This window comes from Acrocarpospora phusangensis, from assembly GCF_016862995.1.
GTDB lineage: Bacteria > Actinomycetota > Actinomycetes > Streptosporangiales > Streptosporangiaceae > Acrocarpospora > Acrocarpospora phusangensis.
This window is the reverse complement of record NZ_BOOA01000007.1, coordinates 112,915-139,127: the sequence shown is the minus strand read 5'-3', so window position 1 is coordinate 139,127 and position 26,213 is coordinate 112,915. Positions and strand designations below refer to the sequence as shown.

Below are 26,213 nucleotides of genomic sequence, written 5' to 3'. Positions count from 1 at the left end.
CGACTAGGTCCTGATCCGCCGTACGTGCGGCTTGTAGGGCGAAACCGTCCTGTCCCCGTCGATCCAGAAACGCCACGGGGTCTCGGCTCCGGTCGAGACCCCGGTGCGGGGGCCCGATTTGACGCCCGTGGCGGGCTCTCCTTCGAGGATCCTGACGATCCCGTCGCCCGAGCAGCAGTCGAGGCCGTTGTGCTCGCGGCCCAGCCCGAGCGCCACCGCCAGCCGGGCCGGCCCTCTGGCCAGATCACGGAAGACCAGGGGGCGTGCGTTCTCGCGGCGGGACCGGACCATGGTCTCGCCGGTGACGATCTCCCCGGCGCGCAGGAGCACGCCGGATCCGAGGCCGGGCCGCAGGCAGACCAGGTTGGCGCAGAAGTGCATGCCGTACGTGAAGTACACGTAGAGGTGGCCGGGTGGGCCGAACATGACCGAGTTGCGGGGGGTCAGGCCGCGGAAGGTGTGGGAGGCCGGGTCCTCGCCCGGCAGGCCGTACGCCTCGGTCTCGGTGAGGCGGACGGACACCGGCCCGTGCGAGAGGATCCGCCCGAGCAGGTCGGGGGCCACCTCGTGCGCGGGCCGGTCGAAGAAATCCCGCCCCAGCGGGGTCAGGCTCCCGTCGCCCATGCCGCCTGCGCGTCCACGGCCTCGCGGAGCGCGGCCAGCTGGTCGCGGACCCGGTCGGGCGCGGTCCCGCCGTACGCCTTCCGGGACGCCAGCGCGCCCGGCACGCTCAGCACATCCCGGACGTCGCCGCCGAAGTGCGGCGAGATCTTCGCCAGCTCCTCGTCGGTCAGGTCGCCGAACTCCTTGTCGTTGACCTGGCACCAGACGACCAGGTGCCCGACCGCCTCGTGCGCCTCCCGGAACACGACGCCCTTGCGGACCAGCAGTTCGGCCAGGTCGGTGGCGAGCGCGAACCCGTCCGACGCCGAGCTCTCCAGCTTGGCCGTGTTCACCCGCATCGTGGAGACCAGCCCCGATACCGCCGGGAGCACCAGCAGCAGCGTGTCGACCGCGTCGAACACCGGCTCCTTGTCCTCCTGCAGATCCCGGTTGTACGTGAGGGGCAGGCCCTTCAACGTCGTCAGCAGCGACATCAGCGACCCGATGAGGCGGCCCGACTTGCCGCGCGCCAGCTCGGCCACGTCCGGGTTCTTCTTCTGCGGCATGATCGAGGAGCCGGTCGAGTAGGCGTCGTCCATCTCGATCCAGCGGAACTCCTGCGACGCCCACAGGACGATCTCCTCGCCCAGCCGGGACAGGTGGATCCCGATCATGGCCGCGCAGAAGAGGAACTCGGCCGCGAAGTCCCGGTCGGCGACCGCGTCCATGGAGTTGGGCGCGGCGGCGTCGAAGCCGAGCTCGGCGGCGACCGCCTGCGGGTCGAGCGGCAGCGAGGAGCCCGCCAGCGCGCCGGACCCGAGCGGCGAGACGGCGGCCCGGCGGTCCCAGTCCCGCAGCCGCTCGATGTCGCGGGTCAGCGGGTGCACGTGCGCGAGCAGCTGGTGGCCGAACGAGACCGGCTGGGCGTGCTGCAGGTGCGTCATGCCCGGCGCGGCCGTGTCGGCGTGCTGCTCGGCCTGGCTCATCAGCGCCGTCTCCAGCTCCACCAGCCGGGACACGATCGTGCGCACGTGGTCACGCAGGTAGAGCCGCAGGTCGGTGGCGATCTGGTCGTTCCTGGACCGCCCGGCCCGCAGCTTGCCGCCGAGCGTGCCGAGCCGCTCCAGCAGGCCGCGCTCCAGCGCGGTGTGCACGTCCTCGTCGGCCACCGTCGGACGGAAGGCGCCCGACCTGCAGGCCTCCTCCAGGTCGTCGATGGCCGCCAGCATGCGGGCCAGCTCGTCGTCGGACAGCAGCCCGGCCCGGTTGAGCACCCGGGCGTGCGCCCGCGAGGCGAGCAGATCGTACGGCACCAGCCGCCAGTCGAAATGCACGCTCACCGACAGCCGGGCGAGCGCGTCCGCCGGGCCGCCTTCGAACCTGCCGCCCCAGAGCCGCATCGGCTTCCCCTCAGGACTCACGTGCCGCTCACCCTCTGGTCATCGCGCGAGCGCGTCACCTGCACCACCGAGTCGTCTCCTCTCACTGTTCAATCCGCGACGATAGCCCATGACCGGCGCCATCGGTGACCTGCGCACCGAGCCCGGCGGAGCCGCGGAATCGGAAAGCCCGATAAAGATCAATTCTGCCCGAGCAGGCGGCGGACCTGGTCGCCGAGCGGCTTCCTGAGCGCGTCGAGGAGGCGGTCCCGCCGGCCGTCGGTGGAGGCGGCCAGCAGCGCGGCGACGACGGCCGGGCGGACGTAGTCGAAGACGTCCCGGGCGCGGGAGACGGTCATCGCCTCCACCAGGCGGAGCGCGGTGGGCGTGGTCCCCAGGGCGGTGAGCAGCCCGGCGGCCGTCTGCGTCTCCGTACGGGCGTGCAGGTGGGCGGCCTCGCCGAACGGCATGGCCGCGAGCAGGGCGGCCGCGCGGGCCGGGGTCATGTAGCCGACCATCTTCGCCGCGGCGGCGCTCTGGGTCGCCATCAGGACGCGTACGGCTTCGACCGCGGACGGCTGTCCCGCCATGCCGTCCAGGAGGGAACCGGCCGTTTTCGGGTCGGCCGCGAGGAGCGTCGCCGCGAGCCGCCTGCCGGGCTCACCCGGCTCGGCCCCGGGAGCCGGGAGGGGCGTCGGAGTTCCGCCGCGAACCGGACCCGGAATGCGGGGATGGCCATGGCCCTGGAGATGAGCTCCGGCCTGACCCGGCATGTCGAAGCCCGCCGGGCCTGGCATGGCAGCGCGACCGTGGCCGGCGACATGGGGGCGGGCCGGGCCGGGCATATGGGGGCGACCGTGATCCGGGATGTGGCCGTGATCCGGGGTGTTGAGGGTGGCCGGGCTTCGGGCGATTGAGGTGAGGATGCCCGCGAGTTCGGCCGCGCCCATCCGCGATGCGGGATTCCGGTACAGGAGACGGGTGATGGCGGCGGCGAGGGGTCCCGGCCAGGCGGGTGGGGGCGGATCCTCGGTGAGGATCGCGTTCCTGGTCGCCTCCTGGGTGTCCCGGCGGAACGGCGGATAGCCCTCCAGCGCCTGGAAGAGGGTGACGCCGAGCGACCACAGGTCGGCGGGCGCGTGGAAGTCGCCGCCCCGGAGGCGTTCCGGCGCCATGTACTCCAGCGTGCCCAGCACACCGGTGCGGCCGTTCCGCCCGCCCAGGTACGCGATGCCGAAATCGACCAGGAACACCCCGCCCTGGTTGTCGATCACGATGTTGGCGGGCTTCACGTCGCAGTGCACCACCCCCGCCGCGTGCACGGCGCGCAGCGCGGCCAGCACGGCTCCCCCGATCTCGGCGACCCTGCGCTCGCCGAGCCGGGTCGCCGCGATCTCGCGGGACAGCGTGCGGCCCTGGATGTGGCGCATCACGATCCAGGGCGTGCCGCCGTCGAGGAAGATGTCGAAGATCTCCACGATCGAGGCGTGGTCGACCCGGGCCAAGGCGCGAGCCTCGTCCAGGGCCTGCCGCCGCAGCTCGGCCGGATGCCCCGGCTGCTCTCCGAGCACGATCTCTTTCAGCGCGACCTCGCGGCCGAGCAGCTCGTCGAAGGCCAGCCACACCGAGCCCATCCCGCCCGCCCCGAGCAGGCGCCCCACCCGGTATCTGCCCTTGACCAGGCGGGCGGCGGGCTCAGTTCTCATCGGCCAGCAGCTCGAACTCCCCGACGCGGCCGTCGGCCGGGTCCTCCGGGCGGGCCACCCAGGTGGTGGTCTGGCCGTCCGGCATGTCACGCAGGGCGTCGTCGGCCAGGGTGCCGTACGAGCCTTCGGGGTCGCCGGGCGGGTACGGCATCGTGCCGGCGGCCGGTGCCTGCGCGGGCACGGCGACCGGGACGGGCGTGACGCGGGCCGGCCGTTCCTGGCGGGCCCAGATCCGCTGGATTCCCGTCGTCCCGTCGCCCGTCTGGCCCGGCGTGACCAGATCGGTCCTGGCCTGGCGGAACTCGTGGTCCATGACGAGCGGGTAGAGCCGCTCGTAGTTGCCGGGACGCTGCATCAGCTTGACCGCCACCGGCAGGCACTCGATGAGCAGGAACAGCAGCATCAGCAGCACGTGCGCGACGCGGAGCGTGACGTCGCGGTCGGCGACCTCGTCGAGCGCCTGGAGCCGCAGCAGCAGGCCGCTGGATCGCAGGTTCTCCTCGGCGAACGCGTCCTGGAGCCTGCGCTGCTGGTCGACGGCGGTGCTCAGGCGGTCCCGCGCCTGCGGCAGCGCCTGCTTCGCGATGGCCAGCCGGGTCGCCTTGGCGCCGCTGCTCGCGTCGGAGAGCTGCTTCTTCCGCTTCTCGATCTGGCGGTTGAGTTCGTCGACGCGGTCTTTCGACTTGGTGTAGGCGGCCTCACTGCCCTGGGCGAGCGGGCCGTTGCCTTTCTTGGGGCAGCCTTCGCCGCCGTACAGCTGGCAGCGCCATTCCTTATAGCTCTTGTCGGCCTGTACCTGCTCGGCGTCACGTTCGGCGGTCAGGGCGCTGATTCGCGGGTCCCTGGCGGGGTCGAGCGGATCGTCGCCGCCGGATGAGACCACCTTCTCCAGGGAGGTGACTTCGGCGCGGAGTTTTTCGATGTCCGCGCCGCTCGCGCCGGCCTGCTGCCGGGCGGCGAACTCGTCGGCGTGGCGCTGTTTTATCTGACTGGTCTGCGCGTCTATTTCCGGTTTGAAGATCTGCAGGACCAGCGGGGTGGAGATGGCGAAGCCGAGCAGGACGGCCATCAGGATGCGCGGCATCGCGATCAGCCAGCGCCGGGGCTCGCCCGCCTGCATCGAGCCGACGAGCCATCGGTCCAGGCTCAGGATGGCCAGTCCCCAGGCCAGACTGGCCGGGACGGCGACGGCCAGGGGCACGCCGAGCATGCTGTGCAGGGCGAACGTCATCGACACGGCGGCCAGCACGCCGGTGGTGAGAACCGCGCCGCCGATGCCCTGGAATTTCCTGCGGTCGGTTTCGCAGCGTTCGAGCACCTCGGGATGTGCCCCAGAAAGAATCTGGAGAAAACGCCTCATATCACGCTCCATAGATGGAATGGAGTTCCAGCTTCACGAGTGCCATGAAACATCGCGACTCACCCTAACTCCCGTTATCCTAGTTCTCGTCTTAGACTTTCAGCACATACAGGTAGATTTCACGGAGAAATCGACGGCGAGTCAACCAATTCAAAAGACGGGGAGTGTGTAAACCGCCCTTCGGGGCCGCGCGTCTCAGCACATCGGGGGTTCCACTGGCACATATCTCGCCACGTGGCGATGAATGCTGCCCAAAAGACAAATTTCGCGTTTAAGGAATTTTTGGAGGCGATCGTGCCCGAGACCGACAGCGGTCCCCTCCGGGTCGCCCTCGCCCAGGCGATCGCGGCCCTGTCCGGGACGGATCGCCTCGTCGTGGTGGCGGCGGGCGCCGACGGGGTCGTCCGCTGCCACGTGCGCCGCGACGAGAGCGGCACCCCGTGCGGATACCGCCGCCGCCCGGTGGCGTGGGCGGACCTGCTGGTGGGGACCGAGGGCGACCTGCCCGGCACCACGGACGCGGAACGTGAGCTCCTCGGCGTCGCCGGCCTGCCGGCCGCGGGCCCGGTCATCCTCGTGTTCGCGCCGGACGGGGACGACTCGCGGGCGGACCGGGTGCGCGGCTGGCTGCGCGCCGCCCGTCCCGACGCGCCCGTCTTCCGGTCCGGTACGCCGATCGGCTCGCTGATCACGGAGGCGATCGCCAACGACCCGCTCTGCCAGCCGTACGACCTGGTGGTGCTCAGGCCCGCGCCTGACACCGGGCGGCTCAGGCTGGGCGGGCTGCGGCTGTTCGGCAGCGGGGCGAAGCGGGGGTCCTCCGCCCAGGTGAGCGTACGGTGCGGGCCCGACGGCGGTATGGGCACCGTGTTCGCCGTGGTCACCTGGGACGGCGGCGTACCCCGGCTCGTGGTGCAGTACGCCGCGCGGCTCGGGCCCGGGAAGCACACCCTGACCGCCCGGCTGGAACGTCCGGGGCTGGTGCGTTTCGTCGATCCGGAGGGGTTCGTCCCGGCCGAGGCCGGCTGGGGCGAGCTGGTCGCCATGGTGCCGCCCGAACTCCCGGGGCGGGTGGACTCGGCGCACCTGATCTGCGCGGTCGAGGTCTACGGCACCGCCGCGGAGGTGGCCGAGCGGCTCAGCCGGATCAGCCAGATCGTCACGGTGGCGGGCGGCTCCGGCGACCTCCAGGCGTCCCTGATCGCCTACGGCCCGCACTCCTACGACTGGCGGACCCCGGACAGGCCGGTCGAGGTCCTCGCCTGGGCGGCCTCCCCCGCCGAGGTCGCGGCCGGGGTGGACCGGCTGGCGCGACGGGGAGTGCCGAAACCCGGCTACCCGTACCATCCGGACGCGGCCCAGCTGGAGGACATGCTGGCGACCGTGACGGGCCTGCTCCGCGAGGCCGGGCCGGGGCCGCGAGCGGCCAGGACCGTGCTGCTCACGGTGGGCGCCCGGCCGCCCCATCCGCCCGAAGACGATCCGTCGCGGCTGCTGCCCTGCCCGCGCCACCACGACTGGGCCGGCCTCGTCCGGTACCTGACGCAGAAGTTCGGGCTCGCGTTCGCGGCGATCTGCGACGCGCCCCCGGAGCCGGCCTCGGGGGCGTGGGCTCTGCTCGGCCGGGATCTGCTGGCACAGACGAGCGAGGTGGACGTGCGCGGTCTCGGGCCCGCGCTCGGCCTCACCTCGGCACCGCCGACGCCGGTTCCCTTCCCCCTGCTCGACGAGCCCTGACGAAGCCGAGCCCCGACGAATGAGACCTGGTGAGACTCTGCGATGAGCGCCATGAGCACTGAGCAAGCGGGCGCGCGCCCCGGCAAGAACATCGCCATGTGGGGCGCGCCCGGCAGCGGCAAGACCACCATGCTGGCCGCCCTGGGCATCGCCCTCGCCCGCCGCCCCGACTGGCTGATCGCCAGCTCGGACGAGGCGTCCATGGAGTATCTGATCACGATGACGAACGCGCTCTCCGACGGCAGGGCCTTCCCTTTGGCGAGCGAGTCCCTGGAGTCCTACCACTGGACGCTCATCGGGCCCGAGCAACAGCCCAGATCCTGGTGGCGGCACCGGCGGGGGCCGGGCGCTCTCCGGATCAGCCTCAGCCTGGTCGACGTCCCCGGCGGCTGGTACGGCGACAAGAATCCCCCCGCCCCCGAGGCCGCCAAGAAGCTCCAGGACAACCTGGCGCAGAGCGAAGGCATCGTGTTCCTGTTCGACCCGATCAGGGAGTTCGAGATCGGGGACGCCTTCGAGCACCTGCACGGCCCGCTGACCAAACTGGCGAGCCGGATCCTCGGCGGCCCGGGAGCGACGGCGGACCGGCTGCCCCACTACATCAGCATCTGCATCACCAAGTTCGACGAGCCGCAGGTGCTGGACACGGCGCGGCAGCTGGGACTGCTGACGACCAGGCCGGACGACCCGCACGGGTTCCCGGTGGTGCGCAGCGAGGAGGCGCGGACGCTGCTGGAGGGGCTCTGCTCGGTGTCCGCCACCGGCAGCGCCGACCTGATGCTGAACAACCTCAGCAAGTACTTCCACAAGGATCGGATCAAGTTCTTCGTCACCTCGTCGATCGGGTTCCACCTGAACAGGGACACCGGCCGGTTCGACCAGGGCAACGTCAGGAACATGATCCCGACGACGCCGTCGCCGTCGCTCGGGGGCGCGCCTCCGCTGGTGTCCGAGCGGGAGTTCCGCATCCGCGGCCAGGTCCATCCGATCAACGTGGTGGAGCCGCTCCTCTGGCTCGGCCGGCGCCTGTCCGGCGATCGGACCGCCCCATGAACGACGGGCAGATCAACAACGGCCGGCTGAACGGCCAGGCGAACGGTCCCATGGACGAGGACGGCAGGGCTCAGGGCATTCCGTTCGAGTGGGCGCTTGAAGGGAAACTTCCCGGCAGCCACGGGGACTACACGATCATGGTGTGGAGCAGGCGGCTCTACAGCCGGCAGAACTTCGCCGACGTCAGCGCGAAGTTCTCGATCGGTACGGCCACCGAACTACCGCAGGTGACGATCTGCAACGCCCCCTTCACCGACCCCGCCGGCAACGTGATCGACCACGTCGTCCTCGGCCTCAAGGAATGGTCCGGCAACCTGGACGCGCGAGGCCGCAAAATCGCCCAAACCCGCTGGTTCTACCTCCCCTACCGGGACCTCCTCAACGAGCCGGTCGGCTACCACGACCTCTACCGCAAACTGAGAACCACAGTCCTGCCCTCCCCCGAACTGAGACTGCGGGTCCCCCAGTTCGGCCAGCTCCTGCTCAGCCAGATGCGAATCGCCGCCCTTTTGATGACCGGCAAACCCGTCTACATCGCCGACGGCGACACCTACTCCCTCGACGACCGCCTGCGCTTCCTCGACACGGTCGCCACCCTCCTCCCGTACGGCATGCGCACCCGGCTGGCCGCCTCCACCTGGACCAGCGGCACCTCTCCCCACCAGATCAGACTCTCCTTCGCCACCCACGCGGTCGGCGACGCCCACCGGGTCACCCTCCAAGGCCACATCGAACTCCCCCACACCGAACCACTGGCCGTCCGCTACCACGAGGCTCTGACGGCACGTCCCCCTGACGAGGTGATCGCGCACCTGGCCCGCATGACCGACCCCATGACCTTCGGCCCCAAGGACCGGGAAGCGGTGGTGAACCAACTGGCGAACTGGGCCGGACAGCCGGAACCTCCGCGGCAGGAGCCACCACAGCAAGCGATGCCGCAAGTGATGCCACAGCGAGCAATGCCACAGCCAGAGCCACCGCAGCAAGAGACGCCGCAGCAAGTGATGTGGCAGCCAGAGCCACCGCCGCCGGGGACGCCGCAGCCGGTGGCGATGTGGCCGGGGACTATACGGCCGGGGACGGCGCAGTCAGCCGGGTCGCGGCCGGACTCGGAGCCGATCGTGCCGGAACCGGCCGGCCCGCTCCTGCCGTGGGCGGACCAGGCAGAACTCCTTGCTCCGGCCGAACCGGAGCGGGCGGGACGGCGGCCGCCACGGGCGATTGTGGTCGTCGCCACAGGGGTGCTGCTCTTCGGCGCGGGCTTCGGTGTGGGCTTCGTCATCAAGCCCGGCCTCTCCGACGGGACGGCACCGCCGCCGAACGCCGCCACGAGTGCGCCCGCAGCGGCCACGACCGGGCCCCCAGCCGCCGCGCCGAAGGAGGTGATCATCGAGACGGTCTCCGGAAGCGCCGCCCAGTACGTGGACGCCATGATCACCAACAGACTCCGGAAGGCGGGATACGAGGTGCGCGCCAAACCGGCGGACGACCCCGCGGCGCTCGAATGGAGCGGCGAACCCACCGTGATCATCGCCTACGACCTGGACGTGCTGGAGTCCGTCCAGACGGCCGGCTTCGTCGGCACCCGCAAGAAGGACATCCAGGCCAGGCTGAGAAGCGAACTCGACCACAAGAACCCGCGGTTCACCCTGCTCGCGACGGCGCCGGCATCCGGCCGCGACGTGCTGGTCGTCGGCTCAGAGGAGGCGCGCGACGACGCCCAGGACCGGATCGAGGGCAAAGGCGGGGAGGTGGTGGCCGTCTACGCCCGGGAGGGCTACCTGCCGGGGTTCCGGAAACGGCTGACGAAGTACCCGGGACTCACCGTCGTCTACCAGCCTCCGGACGCCTTCCGGGAGAAACTGGCCACCCTGGGCGCGAAGGAAGGCGTGCTGGTGCCGGACAGCCTCGGCCTGAATCCCGCCTACACCTGCGCGGATCCGCTCCTGAAGGACCTGCTGCCCACCAGGAACCTGGTCCTGATCGCCAACGAGAGCGTGGACGAGAAGCTCAGGAACGAACTGAAGGCCGCCGTCGCCCAACTCGACGAGGACGAACTGAACCGCGCCAGGATCGTCGGCCCGCCCTGCGAGAAGGGCTGACCGGTGAGCCGGTGAGATGGGTAACCGGCAGGAGGGCTGGCAGGCGGCAAGAGTGACCGGCTGGATGGGTGACCGGTAAGCGATGGGCCACCAGTAGGCGAGGCGACGGGCGGCGAGGGGTGACCGGCCGTCACCACCAGGCGAGGGCGACGGGCGGGCGAGAGGTGACCGGCCGTCACGAGGTGAGGGTAGACGGGCGGCGAGGGGTGACCGGCGGGATTGGTCCCGCCGGTCGGGACGATCGTCAGGCGCGGGCGTCGCGAGCTGCGGCGATCTTGCTCGGCAGCGACCACAGTTCGACGAAGCCCTTCGCGAGGGACTGGTCGAAGCTGTCGCCGGTGTCGTACGTGGCGAGCGAGAAGTCGTACAGGGAGGTCTCGGAGCGGCGGCCGGTGACGACGGCGCGGCCGCCGTGCAGGGTCATCCGGATCTCGCCGGTGACGTGCTGCTGCGCGTCGGCGATGAAGGCGTCCAGGGCCTTCTTCAGCGGCGAGAACCAGAGGCCGTCGTAGACGAGCTCGCCCCAGCGCTGGTCGACGCTGCGCTTGAAGCGGGCCAGGTCGCGCTCGACGGTGACGTTCTCCAGCTCCATGTGAGCGGTGATCAGGGTGATCGCGCCGGGAGCCTCGTACACCTCGCGGGACTTGATGCCGACGAGGCGGTCCTCGACCATGTCCAGGCGGCCCACGCCCTGCGCGCCGGCCCGCTCGTTCAGCTCGGCGATGATCTGGAACGGGGAGAGCGGTCGGCCGTCCAGGGCCACCGGCACGCCGGACTGGAAGGTGATGATGACCTCGTCGGGCTCGCGCGGGTCGGCCGGGTTGGCGGTGTAGGAGTAGACGTCCTCGATCGGGCCGTTCCAGATGTCCTCCAGGAAGCCCGTCTCGACCGCGCGACCCCAGATGTTCTGGTCGATGGAGTACGGGTTCTTCTTGGTGGTCTCGATGGGAAGGTCCTTCTCCTCCGCGTACGCGATGGCCTTGTCCCGGGTCCACGCGTAGTCGCGCGCCGGGGCGATGACCTTCAGCTCGGGGTGGAGGGCGGCCAGACCGGCCTCGAAGCGGACCTGGTCGTTGCCCTTGCCGGTGCAGCCGTGCGAGACGATGGTCCCGCCGTAGCGCTTGGCGGCGGCGGCCAGGTGCTTGACGATCAGCGGCCGGGACAGCGCGGAGACCAGTGGGTAGCGGTCCATGTAGAGCGCGTTGGCCTGCAGCGCCGGCACGCAGAAGTCGGTGGCGAACTCCTCGCGCGCGTCCACGACGACCGACTCGACGGCCCCGCAGTCCAGGGCGCGCTTGCGGATGACCTCCATGTCCTCGCCGCCCTGGCCGACGTCGACGGCCACCGCGATGACCTCGGCGTTGATCTTCTCGGCCAGGAAGGGAATGGCCACGGACGTGTCGAGGCCGCCAGAGAAGGCGAGTACGACCCGGTCGCTCATGATTGTTTCTCCAGTGAATTGGTTCTCGAACGGTTGGTCAGCCGAAGCATGGATTCGGCCAGGACGTCACCTCCGTGGGGGTCGCGGCTGATGACGAGAATGGTGTCGTCTCCGGCGACCGTGCCGAGGATGGACTCCCAGTCGGCGTGGTCGATGGCGGAGGCGAGGAACTGCGCGGCGCCCGGCGGGGTGCGCAGGATCACCAGGTTGGCGGACGCCTCGGCCGACACCAGGAGCTCCTCGGCCAGCCGGCGGAGCCGCGCGTCGGGGTTCTCGCCGGTGTTGCCGGTCCGGTAGAGCGGGATGCGCTCGCCGCCTTCCCCGGGCACGGCGTAAACGAGGGTACCGTCGTCGGCCCGCAGCTTCATCGCGCCGAGCTCGTCCAGGTCGCGGGAGAGCGTGGCCTGGGTGACCTCGACGCCGCTCTCGCCGAGCAGTTTGGCCAGCTCGGGCTGGGAGCGCACCTTGTTGCGGGTGAGCAGCTCGACGATCCGGGCGTGCCGGGCGGTCTTGGTGAGCGGGATGCTCATCGCGCGTCCAGCCAGTGCAGCAGGGCCTTCTGGGCGTGCAGCCGGTTCTCGGCCTCGTCCCAGACGACGCTCCGCTCGCCGTCGAGCACGTCGGCGGAGATCTCCAGGCCCCGGTAGGCGGGCAGGCAGTGCAGCACGATCGCGCCGGGCGCGGCGTCGGCCAGCCGGTCCGCGTTCACCTGGTACGGCGCGAACGCCGCAATCCGCGCCTCCTTCCCGTCCTGCCCCATGGACACCCACGTGTCGGTGGCCAGCACGTCGGCTCCGCGCGCCGCGTCGGCCGGGCCGGTGAGGACGGCGACGGATCCGCCGGTGCCCGCGGCGATGGCGGCCGCGTCGGCGACGACCGCCGGATCGGGGTGGTAGCCGTCCGGGGCGCAGATCCGTACGTGCATGCCGGCGGTGGCGCCGCCGAGCAGGTACGAGTGGGCCATGTTGTTGGCGCCGTCGCCGAAGTAGGCGAGGGTGAGGCCGGTCAGCGCGCCCTTGTGCTCGCGGATGGTCTGCAGGTCGGCGAGGACCTGGCAGGGGTGGAACTCGTCGGTGAGCGCGTTGACCACGGGCACGGCGCTGGCCGCGGCCATGGCCTGGATCCGGTCCTGGCCGGAGGTGCGCCAGACGATGGCGGCGACCTGGCGGGCCAGGACCTTGGCGGTGTCCTCGATGGGCTCGCCCCGGCCGAGCTGGGAGGAGCCGCCGTCGATGATCAACGGCAGGCCGCCCAGTTCGCCGATGCCGACGGCGAAGGAGACGCGGGTGCGGGTGGACTGCTTGTCGAACAGGACGGCGACGGTCTTGGGGCCGGCGTAGGGGCGGTAGCCGTACCTGTCCTTCTTCATGGCCTCGGCCAGGTCGAGGATCTCGGCCTGCTCGGCGGGCGACAGGTCGTCGTCGCGCAGGAAATGTCTAACCATGGTGGGCCTCGGTGAGGATCGCGGGGAGGGCGGCCGTCAGCGCGTCGATCTCGGCGGGGGTGACGACCAGCGGCGGGGCCAGCCGGACGGCGTCGGGCTGCACGGCGTTGACCAGGAATCCGGCCTGCTGGGCCGCGGCCTGGACCTGGGCGGCGCGGTCCTCGGTGAGCACGGCGGCCAGCCAGAGGCCGCGCCCGCGCACCCCCTTGAGCAGCGGATGCTCGATGGCCTCCAGCCCGTCGCGGAGCCGCTGGGCGACTTCGCGGACGTGGGCCAGGTCGACGTTGTCGAGCACGGCCAGCGCGGCCGCGCAGGAGACCGGGTTGCCGCCGAAGGTGGAACCGTGCTCCCCCTTGGCGAACAGGGTGCCGGCCTCGCCGAAGCCGACCACGGCCCCGATGGGCAGGCCGCCGCCGAGGCCCTTGGCCAGGGTGAGGATGTCCGGGAGCACCCCGTCCGCCTGGTGCGCGAACCAGTGCCCGGTACGGCCGATGGCCGACTGGATCTCATCCGCCACCAGCAGCGCCCCGGTCCGGGTGGCGATCTCCCGCGCGGCGGCGAAGTACCCGTCCGGCGGCGGCACGACCCCCGCCTCGCCCTGGGTGGGCTCCAGGAAGATCCCCGCGCAGTTCTCGTCCACGGCCTTGTCCAGCGCGCCGGCGTCCCCGTACGGGACGAAGCGCACGTCGGTGGGGAACGGCCCGAACTGGTCGCGGATGGACGGCTTGCCGGTGAGCGACAGCGCGCCGAGGGTACGGCCGTGGAAGCCCATCTCGGCGGCCACGACGTAGCCGCGCCCGGTGGTCTTGCCGTGTTTGATGACGAGTTTGAGCGCGGCCTCGTTGGCCTCGGTGCCGGAGTTGGCGAGGAAGACCCGGCCGGGTCCGCCCAGCAGGGCGAGCAGGCGCTCGGCCAGGAGCACCTCCGGCTCGTGCAGGAACAGGTTGGAGGTGTGCGCGAGAGTGGCGACCTGCGCGGAGACGGCCGCGACGAGGGCCGGGTGGGCGTGGCCCAGCGAGGTCACCGCGATGCCCCCGATGAAATCGAGGTACTCCTTGCCGTCCACGTCCCACACCAGGGTGCCCTCGCCGCGGGCGAGCGCGACCGGAGGCACGCCGTAGTTGGGCATGAACGCCCGTTCGAACCGGTCGTAGAGGTTCATGCCCGCTCCTGGTGGCTGTCGGGCAGGACCATGGTGCCGATGCCCTCGTCGGTGAAGATCTCCAGCAGGACCGCGTGCGGCTGCCTGCCGTCCAGCACGTGCGCCTGCGGCACGCCGCCGCGGACGGCCGCCAGGCAGGCCTCCATCTTGGGCACCATGCCGGTGGACAGCCCCGGCAGCATCTCGGCCAGGGGGGTCGCCTCGATGGACCTGATCACGTCGGTGCTGTGCGGCCAGTCCGCGTACAGGCCCTCGACGTCGGTCAGCACGATCAGCTTGGACGCCTTCAGGGCGACCGCCAGGGCGGCGGCGGCCGTGTCGGCGTTGACGTTGTAGACGGTGCCGTCCTCGCCGCGGGCGATGGAGGAGACGACCGGGATGCGCCCGTTGTCGAGCAGCGCCACGACGGCGTCGGCGTCCACCCGGACGATCTCGCCGACCTGGCCGATGTCGACCGTGACGCCGTCCACGACGGCGTGCTTGCGCTCGGCGGTGAGCAGGTGGGCGTCCTCGCCGGACAGGCCGACCGCGAACGGGCCGTGCCGGTTGACGGCGGCCACCACGTCCCGGTTGACCTGGCCGACCAGGACCATCCTGACCACCTGCATGGCCTCGGGGGTGGTCACCCGCAGCCCGGCCGTGAAACTCGACTCGATGCCGAGCCGGTCCAGGTGGGCGTTGATCTGGGGGCCGCCGCCGTGCACGATGACCGGGCGCAGGCCCGCGTACCGGAGGAAGACCACGTCGTCGGCGAACTGGGCGCGCAGGCCGTCCTCGGTCATGGCGTGGCCGCCGTACTTGATCACGATGGTGGCGCCGTGGAAGCGGGCCAGCCACGGCAGCGCCTCGATCAGGGTCTGGGCTTTCTCGGCGGTCATGAGGAGTAGGCCGAGTTCTCGTGGACGTACGCGGCGGTCAGGTCGGTGGTGTGGATGGTGGCCGAGTGCGGGCCCGCGGACAGGTCGATGGTGATCGTCACGTCGCGGGGGCTCAGGTCCACCTTGGCGCGGTCGTCTCCGGCGGCGCCGCCGCGGCAGATCCAGATGCCGTTGATGGCCACGTTGAGCCGGTCCGGCTCGAACACGGCGTCGGTGGTGCCGACGGCGCTCAGCACCCGGCCCCAGTTGGGGTCCTCTCCGTAGATGGCGCATTTGAGGAGGTTGCTCCGGGCGACCGTACGGCCGACGCCGACCGCGTCCTCGACCGACGCCGCCCCGACCACCTCGATCGCGATGGCCTTGCTGGCGCCCTCGGCGTCCACCAGCAGCTGGCGGCAGAGGTCGGCGCAGACCTCGGTGACCTTGCGCTCGAACTCGGCCAGGTCGGGCCGGACGCCGGAGGCGCCGCTGGCCAGCAGCAGCACGGTGTCGTTGGTGGACATGCAGCCGTCGGCGTCGAGCCGGTCGAAGGTGACCGAGACGGCCCGGCGCAGCACCGCGTCCAGTTCCTCGGCGGTCAGGTCGGCGTCGGTGGTGAGCACGCTGAGCATGGTCGCCAGCGCGGGGGCCAGCATGCCGGCGCCCTTGGCCATGCCGCCGACCATGTAGCCGCCGGCGCCCCGGCGGAAGGCGATCTTGCTGACCGTGTCGGTGGTGCGGATGGCGTCCGCCGCGGCCACGCCGCCGTCCCTGGACAGCTGGGCGGCGGCCGTGTCGATCCCGGCCAGCAGCGGGTCCATGGGCAGGCGCTCGCCGATCAGGCCGGTCGAGCAGACCACGATCTCCCCGGCCGAGTCCTGGAGCACGGCGGCGACCTTCTCGGCGGTGGCGTGCGTGTCCTGGAACCCGGCGGGTCCGGTGCAGGCGTTCGCGCCGCCCGAATTGAGCACCACGGCGCGGACCAGGCCGCCCGCGACGACCTGCGCCGACCACAGCACGGGGGCGGCCTTGACGCGGTTCTTCGTGAAGACCCCGGCGGCGGCCCTGGACGGGCCGTCGTTGACGACCAGGGCCAGGTCGCGGCTGTCGTTGGCCGGGTCCGGCGGGCCCTGGCGCTTCTTGATGCCGGCGGCGATGCCCGCGGCGCGGAAGCCGAGGGGGGCGGTCACGCTCATTGGTGCTCTCCTTTACGGGCTGACGCCGGTGGTGGGCAGGCCGAGCTCCTCGGGCAGCCCGAGCGCGAGGTTGGCGCTCTGGATCGCGCCGCCGGCGGTGCCCTTGGTCAGGTTGTCGATCGCCACCACGACGACCACGCGCCCGGCCCGCTCGTCCAGCGCCACCTGGAGCACGGCCGTGTTGGCGCCGAGCGTCATCGCCGTGGCGGGCCAGCGGCCCTCCGGGAGCAGCCGCACGAACGGCTCCCCCTTCAGCGCCTCCTGGTACGCCTCCCGCAGCCCGGCCGCGGTCAGTCCGGGCGAGGCGGGGGCGACGCAGGTGGCCAGGATGCCCCGGGCCATCGGGGCGAGCGTCGGGGTGAACGAGACCGTGACCGGCCCGCCGGCGACGGCGGAGAGGTTCTGGACCATCTCGGGCGTGTGCCGGTGCGCCCCGCCCACGCCGTACGCGCTGACGGAGCCCATCACCTCGCTGCCCAGCAGGGACGGCTTGAGCGAGCGGCCGGCGCCGCTGGTGCCGCTGGCGGCCACCACGACCACGTCGGGCTCCACCAGGCCGGCGGCGAAGGCGGGGAACAGGCCGAGGGTGACCGAGGTGGGGTAGCAGCCGGGGACGGCGATGGTCCGCGCGGCGGCCAGGATCTCGCGCTGGCCGGGCAGCTCGGGCAGACCGTACGGCCAGGTGCCGGCGTGCGGGCCGCCGTAGAAGCCGGTCCAGTCGGCCGCGCTGGTCAGGCGGAAGTCGGCGCCGCAGTCGACGATCAGGGTGTCCGGGCCGAGCTGGGCGGCGAGGGCGGCGGACTGCCCGTGCGGGAGGGCGAGGAAGACGACGTCGTGGCCGGCGAGCGCCTCCGGCGTGGTGTCCTGGATGATCCGGTCGGCGAGGTCGGCCAGGTGGGGCTGGTGGTCGCCGAGGGGGGTGCCCGCGCTGGATCCCGCGGTGAGAGTGCCGACGTCGATGCCGGGATGGGCGAGGAGGAGCCTGAGCAGCTCGCCTCCGGCGTATCCGCTCGCTCCCGCCACGGCCGCTTTCACGCCGCATCCCCCCGAATCCATGGCTGTATGTTCATGCAGTCCAGCTCATCAACTTGCCTACCCATGGAAAGTATGCACCCGAAGGCATGGGCATGCAAGCAGGCGTCCACGTGCTGGACGCTGTGCCGCGCGACACCGGAGGGCCGGAAACCTTGTGATCGCGACGCTTGGCTGCCATACCTACTGGTCGGTATCGTGACTTGTCGCACTTTGGTAGGGAGCCTCCGGATGAGCATCACGCACGATCAGGTCCTGGCCACGCTGACCGGTCCCGGGCAGCTGTTCGAGATGGAGGAGGTCGGCGGCGGCGTACGGGCCTGGAAGCACGCGCCCGCCACCTTCCGCGCGCTCCTGGAGAACAGCGCCTTCCACGGCGACAAGGAATTCATCGTGTACGGCGAGGAGCGCCTCACCTACGCCCAGCACTTCCGCCTGGCCGCCACCCTGGCCCACCGCCTGACCGACGACTTCGGAGTCCGCAAGGGCGACCGCGTGGCCATCGCGATGCGCAACTTCCCCGAGTGGATCGTGGCCTTCTCGGCGACCCTGGCCATCGGCGCGGTCGCGGTCCCCCTCAACGCCTGGTGGACCCGCCCGGAACTGGAGTACGGCCTCGCCGACTCGGGCGCGGTGCTGCTCATCGCCGACGAGGAACGCGCCGGACGACTGTCCGGGATCGACCTCCCCGTGATCGTCGCCCGCGGCCAGGCCGGCCCCGGATCATGGCAGGACGTCATCGGCGAGGTCTCCCCCGGCGCCGCCCTCCCGCCCGCCGACATCCGCCCCGAGGACCCCGCCACGATCTTCTACACCTCCGGCACGACCGGCCGCCCCAAGGGCGCGCTGGGCAGCCACCGCAACCTCGGCCAGGCCCCGATGAGCGTCGCGTACGCGATGCTCCGCGGCGTGGCCATGGCCGGCAAGGACACCGCCGCCTCGCTGGGCCAGCGCCGGATCACCCTGCTCACCGTGCCGCTCTTCCACGCCACCGGCTGCTTCGCGGTCCTGCTGACCACCATGTTCAGCGGCGGCGGCCTCGTCCTCATGTACAAGTGGGACGCCGAGGACGCCCTGCGGCTGATCGAGCGCGAGCGGGTCACGGTGATGAGCGGCGTCCCCACCAACGCCTGGCAGCTGCTCTCCCACCCCTCCCTCGGCTCCCGCGACATCTCCTCGCTGGCCGGCATCTCCTACGGCGGCGCCCCCGCCCCGCCCAAACTCCTGGAGCGCCTCACCGAACTCCTGCCCGGCCGCACCCCGTCCAACGGGTACGGCATGACCGAGACCACCGCGCTGGCGATCTACAACAGCGGCCAGAGCTACCAGGACAAGCCCGACAGCATCGGCATCCCGCTGGCCGTGGTGGACGTGCGCGTCCGCGGCCTGGGCGGCGAGGACCTCCCGCCGGGCGAGGTGGGCGAGCTGTGCCTGCGCGGCCCGATCGTCATCCCGGGCTACTGGAACCGCCCCGAGGCCACCGCGGAGACCATCGTCGGCGGCTGGCTGCACACCGGCGACCTGGCCAGGGTGGACGAGGAGGGCTACGTCTACATCGTCGACCGCGCCAAGGACATGGTCATCAGGGGCGGCGAGAACGTCTACTGCGCCGAGGTGGAGGCCGCCCTGTTCGAGCACCCGGCCGTCGACGACGCCGCCGTCATCGGCATCCCCGACGACGAGCTGGGCGAGCTGGTCGGCGCGGTCGTGAAGCTCAGGGCGCCGGCCGCCCAGGAGGAGATCCAGACGTTCCTGACGTCCTCCCTGGCGCCTTTCAAGATCCCGGTGCGGATCTGGTTCCACGAGACCGACCTGCCCAGGAACCCCGGCGGCAAGATCCTCAAGACCCGGCTCCGGCAGCAGGTGCTCGGCGGTCAGGACTGACGGGTCCGCATCCACCAGGTGTGCAGGAATTCCGGGAGGCGCTCGGGGGCCGCGTCGCCGACGGCTTCGTAGTCGGCCAGGAACCCCGGCCGGGCGTCCTCAGGCAGCTCCCTGAGGATCGTCTCCCGGGCGACTTCGTTGGCCTTCGCACGGATCTCCTGGTAGGTCCGCAGCACCGTTCTCACCGTCCCTGATCGTCGTCACTGCGAACTCTGCCCCGCCCGCGTGTGACGGGATGTGTGAGCTTTGACAACCGTTACTGAAACGACGGACGGTGTCGGGAGATCTGACACGCGCAATAAAACGTTGCGATCGCGCCGCCGAACCGGCCATCATGGCCGTTCGTGCCGCAAACTACCCGGGGGTTCCTGCGCCGCATGCGCATGGACGTGAGTCCCGTCCGCGAATCCCGCGACTTCCGGCTGCTGCTGGGGTCCTCGCTGATCACCATGTTCGGCAGTTTCATCACGCTGGTGGCGGTGCCGTACCAGATGAAGGAGCTGACCGGTTCGCCGCTGATGGTGGGGCTGGTGAGCGTGGTGGAGTTCGTGCCGATGGTGGTGGGCGGGCTCTACGGCGGGGCGATCGCGGACGCGCTGGACCGGCGCAAGATCATGATCTGGTCCGAGGTCGGGCTGTGCCTCACGTCGCTGCTGTTCATGGTGAACGCGCTGCTGCCCGAGCCGCAGGTCTGGGTGCTGTTCGTGCTGGGCGCGGTGAGCGCGACCCTCTACAGCGTGCGCGGGCCGAGCGAGCAGGCCGTGATCAACCGGGTGCTCAAACTCGACCAGATGGGGGCGGCCTTCGCCATCCAGGGGCTGGCCCGCAACATCGGCGGCATCGCCGGGCCCGCCCTCGGCGGCGTGATCGTGGTCGGCTTCGGCCCGGCCACCTCCTACGGCATCGACGTGGTCTCGTTCCTGTTCTCGCTGCTCCTGCTGGTCCGGGTGGCGACCGTCGCCCCCGCCGAGGACGCCTCCCCGCCGTCGCTGGCTTCGATGATCGACGGCGTCAGGTACGCGGCCCGCCGCCCCGACCTGATGGGCACCTACCTGGTGGACATCGCCGCCATGTTCTTCGCCATGTCCAACGCGCTCTTCCCGTTCCTGGCCGAGCGCTACGGCGGCTCCGGCGAACAGTTCGCGCTCGGCCTGCTGGCGGCGGCGGGCGGCATCGGCTCGGTGATCGCCTCGCTCACCTCGGGCTGGACCGCGCACGTGCACCGGCACGGCCTCGGCGTGATCGTCGCGGCCGTGCTCTGGGGGGCGGGCGTGGCGGCCGCGGCGATCATGCCGAACATCTGGCTGATCGTGCTCTGCCTGGTCTTCGCCGGCGGCGCGGACATGATCAGCGGCATCTTCCGGGGCATGATCTGGAACCAGACCATCCCCGACGAGTACCGGGGACGGCTGGCCGGGATCGAGCTGCTGTCGTACTCGGCCGGGCCGATGCTGGGCAACGGCCGGGCCGGTTTCATGGCGGCCATGGGCGGCGAGCGCTTCGCCCTCGGGGCGGGCGGCCTGCTCTGTGTCGGCGGCGTGCTCGCGCTCGCCGCCCTCATGCCCAGGTTCCGCGCGTACGACTCCCGCACCGACGAGTACGCCCTGGCCGAGCGCAGCCGCCGCGGCGAACTCCAGCCCCAGGAGTGATCACAGGAGTGATCACAGCACCGGGTTGGCGTTCTGCACCAGCGTCCGGAAGTGGGCCGGGAAGAACGAACCGTAGAGCGGCGCGTTGTCCATCGCGTTGGACCGCGGGCTGGCCCCGGTGGGCGGGTTGTAGTCGGGGTCGCACCACGGGTTGTGCCGCAGGCCCGGGATGTCGGGCGCGCCGACGCGCTCGCTGAAGCCGTCGGACTCGCCCGGCGGCTTCGCCCACACGTACGCGTCCACGCCCGCGTGCGGCGCGGCGGCCGGGCGCGGCCCGATGCCCGCGCCGACCTGGTTGCACCAGGCGAACCGGTGCGGTCGCCGGTCGATCCTGGACTGGTCGACGTAGGTGTTGAGGTCCATGGAGGTGCTCACCACCGAGGGCCGGTCGGGGCCGCCCCAGCCGTTGCGTGAGGTGTCCACGAGCATGCCGATGGAGGACGGCTGGCCGGCCGCGATGAACGCGTTGCGCATGCCGGTGACGTAGTCGAGCTCGTCCAGGACCTTGTTGAAGTCGAAGAACCTGGAGATCCAGATCGGGGAGCCGCCGATCAGTTTGAGCGGGTCGGGCAGGAAGGTCTCCTCCAGGGGGACGTACTCGGACACGTTGGTGGCGAAGCCGTCCACGCCGGGGGTGCCCGCGATCACGCTGTTGTACATGTTGACGAGGGGCTGGGCGAGGTTGTCGTAGCCGCCCAGCGAGGCGCGGGCGATGTCCAGGTAGACGTAGACGTTCTGGACGGCGCGCAGCTTGCCGATGGCGTAGCGCAGGCCGTCCTGGTAGACGCCGGACTGGGCGACGGTCATGCAGCGGTAGTTGGTGGCGTTGAACGCGACCATGCTGGTCAGGGTGCCCGGTTCGAGGATCGTGACGATCCGCAGGTCACGGTAGCGGGGATCGGCGAGCACGGCAGCGATCGGGTCCACGAACTGGGTGCGGTAGGCGCTGAGCCCGGCCGGGTCGGCGGTCAGCTCGGCGTTGGCGGCCAGGCCGGCGCAGTCCTTCTCCGGCAGGTTGCTGAGCACCAGGGTGACGGTGACCGGGTCGTTGTTGCCCTGGGACAGCGACTGCACGAGTGCCGCCTCCAGGTGCTGGCGCAGGCTCTTGCCGCCGCGGACCGCGCCGATGGCGGCGATGCTGTCCAGCCAGAGCGCGGTCGGCTGGAACGCGACCCGCCGCATCTGGTCGCCCAGCGTGCCGCCTTCCGCGGTCGCCGCCGCGTTGACCTTGTCCGTGTAGTCCCGGTTCAGGTAGCCGCGCGCGCCCAGGTAGGGGTTGTTGACGCGGACCACCGGCGAGGGCGAAGGAGAGGGAGACGGTGAAGGTGACGGCGACGGGGATGGCGACGGGGATGGCGAGGGGATTCCCGTGCAGGTCACGTTGTTGAGGGTGAACACCGTGGGGCTGGGGTTCGCGCCCGGCGCTCGGCCGTTGAAGCCGAGCGTGACCGTCGCCCCCGGCTCGATCACCGGGCTGGTGGTGGGATTGCGGGCGGTCACCGCCGCGCCCACCTGGCTCCAGCGCGCCCCCCACCCGTTGGTGACCGTCTGGCCAGCCGCGAACGAGAAGCGCAGTGTCCAGCCGTTGACCCGGTCCCCCAGGTTCCTGATCGTGAGGTTCGCGGTGAACCCCCCGGTCCACGAGTTCGCCGCGTACGTCACCCGGCAGGCGACGGCGGCTTCCGCCGCGGTGGCCTTCACCACTCCGGCGAGAGCCAGAGAGATCACGAGAGCGAGCAGCGCACGGATGAGTCGCATCACGCCTCCAACGCAGCGGACCGGGGATTCAGATCTCACGCGCTGTAGGCGAGCCTGGCAAGTTCCGCGAGCATCCGCGCACGTCGGCTTTGAACGGTTCACCCGAAGACGCCTCTTCCACCCGGGAAGTCCCCGGGTGGAAGAGGCGTCTCTGAGGGCTACGCCCCGCGGAGCTGGGCTCCGGTGCGCTCGGCGGCCACCGCCACGGCGGCCTCCCGGGCGGCGGTCGTCTCCTCGGCGGTCAGCGTGCGGTCCGGCGCCCGGAACCGCAGCGTGTACGCCAGGGACTTGTTGCCCTCGCCGACCTGCGCGCCCGCGTACACGTCGAACAGCCGGATCGACTCCAGCAGCTCGCCCGCGCCCGCCCGCAGCGCCGCCTCGACCGCGGTCACCGGGGTGTCCGCGGGCACGATCAGCGCCACGTCCTGGGTCGCCACCGGATAGGCGGAGACCGGCGGCGTCTGCGCGGGACCGGCCGGGGTCAGGCGGGACAGCTCCAGTTCCATCGCGGCCGTGCGCGGCGGCAGCCCGTACGCCTCCGCCACCCGCGGGTGCAGCTCACCCGCGTGCCCGACCAGCGTGCCGTCCACGTAGAGGGCGGCGCACCGGCCGGGGTGCCACGGCTCGTGCCGGTCGGCCCGCACCTCCAGGTCGGCCCCGGCCTCGCGGGCCACCGAGCGGGCCGCCTCGATCGCGTCCGCCCAGGAGGCGGCGCGGCCCGCGCCCCACCAGCCGGACCGCTCGAACTCGCCGGCCAGCACGACCGCGACCCGGACCGGCTGGCCCGGCAGGGCGGCCTCGATCCAGTCCCGCTCCTCGTCGGTGGGCCTGCGGTCCACGTTGAGGATGGGCGCGGTGGCCGGCGCGTCCGCCTCCGGCCGGTAGACCAGGCCGGTCTCGAACAGGGCCACGTCGGTGAAGCCGCGGCCCACGTTGCGGACCAGCGTCTTGAGCAGGCCGGGCAGCAGCGTGGTCCGCATCAGCGGCTCGTCCTCGCTGAGCGGGTTGACCAGCCGGGTGGCCCGGCGGCGCGGGTCCCCCTCGGGCAGTTGCAGCCCGTCCAGGTCGCGCACCCCGATGAACGGGTACGACAGCACCTCGACGTAGCCGGACAGGGCCAGCGCGCGGCCGACCCGGCGGCGCAGCCGCTGCGCTTCGGTGAGCCCGGCCCCGGCGGGCGCGGCCGGCAGCACCGACGGCAGCCGGTCGTAGCCCTCCAGCCGGATGACCTCCTCGGCCAGGTCGTTCGGGTCGGTCAGGTCGGTACGCCAGGACGGCGGGTACACGGTGATCGGGTCGTCCCCGGTGACGGCCAGCCTCCCGGCCAGGTCGCCGCCGGACACCACGCCGCTGGCCGCCACGCCCTGGCCGCCGTCCCGCGCCACCGCGCCGTCCACGACCTCGCAGCCGACCTGCTCCAGCCGCCTGACCACCGTCTCCTTCGAGTACGGCACGCCCGCCACCCGCCCGGGATGCCCGGCCGGGATGGTGATGGCGACCGGCGCGACATCGGCGGAGGCGTGCGTGACGCCCGGCTCGGCCGTGCCGCCGCCCAGGGTGCAGAGCAGGTCCACCGCGCGCCAGGAGGCCGCCAGCGGCAGCTCCCTGTCGACGCCGCGCTCGAACCGCTTGGACGCCTCGCTGACCAGGTTGTGGCGGCGGGACTCGCGGGCGATGCCGGTGGCGGAGAAGTGCGCGGCCTCGATCAGGATGTCCGTGGAACCGTCGGAGATCTCGGTGGCCAGGCCGCCCATGGTGCCGGCCATGGAGATCGGGCCCGAGTCGTCGGTGATGAGGATGTCCTCCGGGTGCAGCTTGCGCACCACGTGGTCGAGGGTCTCCAGGGTCTCCCCCGGCTCGGCCCGCCGGACCACGATCTCGCCGCGCACGGTGGCCCCGTCGAAGGCGTGCAGGGGCTGGCCGAGCTCCAGCATCACGTAGTTGGTGACGTCCACCGCCAGCGAGACCGGGCGCATGCCGGCCCGCGCGAGCCGTACCCGCATCCAGAGCGGGGACGGCGCGGCCGGGTCGAAGCCGGAGACGGCGCGCAGCACGAAGCGGTCGCAGGCGGTCGGGTCGGCGATGGAGGCCGGGTGCGAGGGGCCGCCCGTGACGGGGTAGTCGATCGCGGCCGGGTCGCGGAAGTCCGCCTCGAACGCCGTGGCGGCCTCGCGGGCCACGCCGCGGATGGACAGCGCGTAGCCGCAGTCCGGCGTGATCTCCAGCTCCAGCACCTCGTCGCGGAGCCCGAGCAGCTCCACCACGTCCGCGCCGATCACGGTGTCGGCGGGCAGCACCAGGATGCCGGGCGAGGACTCGGCGATGCCCAGCTCGGCCTCGGAGCAGATCATGCCGTCCGACAGCCGGCCGTACGTCTTGCGGGAGCCGATCTCGAAGCCGCCCGGCAGCACCGCGCCGGGCAGCGCGACCGGCACCACGTCGCCGGGCACGAAGTTGACGGCGCCGCAGACGATCTCGCGGGGCACGGCCTCGCCGACGTCCACCCGGCAGTGCCGGATCGGCTTCTTGAACTCGGTGAGCTCCTCGATCTCCAGCACCCGGCCGACCACCACGTTCTTGATCTCGTGGCCGTGCGAGGTGATGTTCTCGAGCTTGAGCCCGGCGGCGGTGAGCTTCTCGGCGATCTCGTGCGCGGTGACGGCGGGGAGATCGACGTACTCCCGCAGCCAGGAGAGCGGGACCTTCATCAGACCTCCAGTCCGAACGGCAGGGTGAACCGGATGTCGCCCTCGATCATGTCGCGCATGTCCTCGGCGTTGTGCCGGAACATCAGCGTGCGCTCGATGCCCATGCCGAAGGCGAAGCCGGAGTAGACGGACGGGTCCACGCCGCAGGCGACCAGCACCCGCGGGTTGACCATGCCGCACCCGCCCCACTCGATCCAGCCCTCGGACTTGCAGGTGCGGCACGGCGGGCTGCCCGGCACGGCCGAGGACCCCCGGCAGACGAAGCAGCGCAGGTCCATCTCGGCGGACGGCTCGGTGAACGGGAAGTAGTTCGGCCGGAACCGGGTGGTGATGCCCTCGCCGAACATGACCTCGGCGAACCGGTCCAGCGTGCCCTTCAGGTGGGCCATGGTCAGGCCCTTGTCCACGGCGAGGCCCTCCACCTGGTGGAAGACCGGCGTGTGCGTGGCGTCCAGCTCGTCGGTGCGGAACACCTTGCCGGGCGAGATCACGTAGACCGGCGGGGTCCGGGCGAGCAGCGCCCGGATCTGCACCGGCGACGTCTGCGTCCGCAGGACCTTCCCGGACTCGACCGACTCGACGAAGAACGTGTCGTGGTCGGAGCGGGCCGGGTGGTCGGGCGCGATGTTGAGCGCGTCGAAGTTGTACCACTCGGCTTCCAGCTCGGGGCCCTCCGCGACCTCGTAGCCCATCGCCACGAAGCAGTCGGCGACGCGCTCCTGGAGCGTGGTCAGCGGGTGGCGCGCGCCGCGGGGGGCGCGGTCCCAGGGCAGCGTGACGTCCACGGTCTCCTCGATGAGGACCTTGGCGTCGCGTTCCGCCTCCAGTTCCGCCTGCCGTACGGCGAGGGCGTCGGCGACGGCCTTCCTGGCGCCGCCGATGCGCTTGCCGGCCTCGGCCCGGGCGGCCGGCGGCAGCGCGCCGATCTCCCGGTTGGCCAGCGCGATGGGGGAACGGTCGCCCGCGTGGGCGAGCCGCACCTGCTTCAAGGCGTCGAGATCCGCGGCCGACGAGATGGCGGCGAGGGCGTCGGCCTCCGCGCGCGCCAGTTCGTCGGCGTGCAGCGGCGTCACCTCGACCGGGTCGTAATCAGACAAGAGAGAGCTCCGTATCCAGGGCTTGAGCGTGCAAAGTCTAGTGCG

Annotated in this window: 20 protein-coding genes; 5 read left to right on the top strand and 15 right to left on the bottom strand. The window is 71.6% G+C overall.

The window, feature by feature from the left end; translation table 11 throughout:
• Positions 1-3: 3 nt before the first annotated feature.
• From Aph01nite_RS06355 to Aph01nite_RS06340, 4 genes are all read right to left on the bottom strand, one after another.
• Complete coding sequence (locus Aph01nite_RS06355; RefSeq protein WP_204039796.1) at positions 4-624, bottom strand: DNA-3-methyladenine glycosylase; 621 nt, start codon at positions 622-624, stop codon at positions 4-6.
• Positions 606-2,003 carry an argininosuccinate lyase gene (argH, locus tag Aph01nite_RS06350; RefSeq protein ID WP_204039861.1) on the bottom strand — a complete coding sequence of 466 codons (1,398 nt, stop codon included), beginning with the start codon at positions 2,001-2,003 and terminating at the stop codon, positions 606-608. Before argH ends, Aph01nite_RS06355 begins: the two co-directional genes overlap by 19 nt.
• 179 nt (positions 2,004-2,182) lie before the next feature.
• Complete coding sequence (locus Aph01nite_RS06345; protein ID WP_204039795.1) at positions 2,183-3,688, bottom strand: protein kinase domain-containing protein; 1,506 nt, start codon at positions 3,686-3,688, stop codon at positions 2,183-2,185.
• A complete protein-coding gene (locus Aph01nite_RS06340) occupies positions 3,678-5,048 on the bottom strand; it encodes a DUF4407 domain-containing protein (protein WP_204039794.1) in 1,371 nt (456 codons plus the stop codon). Before Aph01nite_RS06340 ends, Aph01nite_RS06345 begins: the two co-directional genes overlap by 11 nt.
• Positions 5,049-5,342: 294 nt before the next feature.
• On the opposite strand from Aph01nite_RS06340, the gene Aph01nite_RS06335 reads away from it, so the two are divergent.
• Genes Aph01nite_RS06335 through Aph01nite_RS06325 form a run of 3 tightly spaced genes read left to right on the top strand, consistent with a single transcriptional unit; the run spans position 5,343 to position 9,940 of the window.
• Positions 5,343-6,785, top strand: a complete 1,443-nt coding sequence (locus tag Aph01nite_RS06335; RefSeq protein ID WP_204039793.1) for a hypothetical protein — start codon at positions 5,343-5,345, stop codon at positions 6,783-6,785.
• Between the two features lie 51 nt (positions 6,786-6,836).
• Positions 6,837-7,838, top strand: a complete 1,002-nt coding sequence (locus Aph01nite_RS06330; protein ID WP_204039792.1) for a hypothetical protein — start codon at positions 6,837-6,839, stop codon at positions 7,836-7,838.
• A complete protein-coding gene (locus tag Aph01nite_RS06325) occupies positions 7,835-9,940 on the top strand; it encodes a hypothetical protein (RefSeq protein WP_204039791.1) in 2,106 nt (701 codons plus the stop codon). The genes Aph01nite_RS06330 and Aph01nite_RS06325 overlap by 4 nt, the downstream gene beginning before the upstream one ends.
• Before the next feature lie 244 nt (positions 9,941-10,184).
• On the opposite strand, the gene Aph01nite_RS06320 is transcribed toward Aph01nite_RS06325, so the two are convergent.
• The 7 genes from Aph01nite_RS06320 to argC are packed head-to-tail and all read right to left on the bottom strand — an operon-like array spanning position 10,185 to position 17,096.
• Positions 10,185-11,381 (bottom strand): argininosuccinate synthase, encoded by a 1,197-nt coding sequence (locus tag Aph01nite_RS06320; protein WP_204039790.1) that lies wholly within the window; start codon positions 11,379-11,381, stop codon positions 10,185-10,187.
• Complete coding sequence (locus Aph01nite_RS06315; protein WP_204039789.1) at positions 11,378-11,911, bottom strand: arginine repressor; 534 nt, start codon at positions 11,909-11,911, stop codon at positions 11,378-11,380. The genes Aph01nite_RS06320 and Aph01nite_RS06315 overlap by 4 nt, the downstream gene beginning before the upstream one ends.
• Positions 11,908-12,825, bottom strand: a complete 918-nt coding sequence (gene argF, locus Aph01nite_RS06310; RefSeq protein WP_204039788.1) for an ornithine carbamoyltransferase — start codon at positions 12,823-12,825, stop codon at positions 11,908-11,910. Before argF ends, Aph01nite_RS06315 begins: the two co-directional genes overlap by 4 nt.
• Entirely contained in the window at positions 12,818-13,987 is a 1,170-nt protein-coding gene (locus Aph01nite_RS06305; protein WP_204039787.1) for an acetylornithine transaminase, read from the bottom strand. The genes argF and Aph01nite_RS06305 overlap by 8 nt, the downstream gene beginning before the upstream one ends.
• Positions 13,984-14,865 carry an acetylglutamate kinase gene (argB, locus tag Aph01nite_RS06300; RefSeq protein WP_204039786.1) on the bottom strand — a complete coding sequence of 294 codons (882 nt, stop codon included), beginning with the start codon at positions 14,863-14,865 and terminating at the stop codon, positions 13,984-13,986. The genes Aph01nite_RS06305 and argB overlap by 4 nt, the downstream gene beginning before the upstream one ends.
• Entirely contained in the window at positions 14,862-16,040 is a 1,179-nt protein-coding gene (gene argJ / locus Aph01nite_RS06295) for a bifunctional glutamate N-acetyltransferase/amino-acid acetyltransferase ArgJ (protein WP_204039785.1), read from the bottom strand. Before argJ ends, argB begins: the two co-directional genes overlap by 4 nt.
• A gap of 12 nt (positions 16,041-16,052) precedes the next feature.
• Positions 16,053-17,096 (bottom strand): N-acetyl-gamma-glutamyl-phosphate reductase, encoded by a 1,044-nt coding sequence (gene argC, locus Aph01nite_RS06290; protein WP_204039784.1) that lies wholly within the window; start codon positions 17,094-17,096, stop codon positions 16,053-16,055.
• Positions 17,097-17,303: 207 nt separating this feature from the next.
• Here argC and Aph01nite_RS06285 point away from each other — a divergent pair, with 207 nt between their 5' ends.
• Complete coding sequence (locus tag Aph01nite_RS06285) at positions 17,304-18,956, top strand: class I adenylate-forming enzyme family protein (RefSeq protein WP_204039783.1); 1,653 nt, start codon at positions 17,304-17,306, stop codon at positions 18,954-18,956.
• On the opposite strand, the gene Aph01nite_RS06280 is transcribed toward Aph01nite_RS06285, so the two are convergent.
• Entirely contained in the window at positions 18,947-19,141 is a 195-nt protein-coding gene (locus Aph01nite_RS06280) for a hypothetical protein (RefSeq protein ID WP_204039782.1), read from the bottom strand. The two genes, Aph01nite_RS06285 and Aph01nite_RS06280, sit on opposite strands and share 10 nt — an antisense overlap.
• A 159-nt stretch (positions 19,142-19,300) precedes the next feature.
• On the opposite strand from Aph01nite_RS06280, the gene Aph01nite_RS06275 reads away from it, so the two are divergent.
• Positions 19,301-20,605 carry an MFS transporter gene (locus Aph01nite_RS06275; RefSeq protein WP_239161430.1) on the top strand — a complete coding sequence of 435 codons (1,305 nt, stop codon included), beginning with the start codon at positions 19,301-19,303 and terminating at the stop codon, positions 20,603-20,605.
• A 12-nt stretch (positions 20,606-20,617) separates the two neighbouring features.
• Here Aph01nite_RS06275 and Aph01nite_RS06270 read toward each other — a convergent pair whose 3' ends face one another.
• The 3 genes from Aph01nite_RS06270 to pheS all read right to left on the bottom strand — a co-directional run bounded on the left by Aph01nite_RS06270 (position 20,618) and on the right by pheS (position 26,168).
• Complete coding sequence (locus Aph01nite_RS06270) at positions 20,618-22,363, bottom strand: glycoside hydrolase family 6 protein (protein ID WP_204039781.1); 1,746 nt, start codon at positions 22,361-22,363, stop codon at positions 20,618-20,620.
• A gap of 158 nt (positions 22,364-22,521) precedes the next feature.
• Entirely contained in the window at positions 22,522-25,071 is a 2,550-nt protein-coding gene (locus Aph01nite_RS06265) for a phenylalanine--tRNA ligase subunit beta (protein ID WP_204039780.1), read from the bottom strand.
• Positions 25,071-26,168, bottom strand: coding sequence for a phenylalanine--tRNA ligase subunit alpha (gene pheS, locus Aph01nite_RS06260; RefSeq protein WP_204039779.1), 1,098 nt, complete (start codon positions 26,166-26,168; stop codon positions 25,071-25,073). The genes Aph01nite_RS06265 and pheS overlap by 1 nt, the downstream gene beginning before the upstream one ends.
• Between the last annotated feature and the right edge of the window lie 45 nt (positions 26,169-26,213).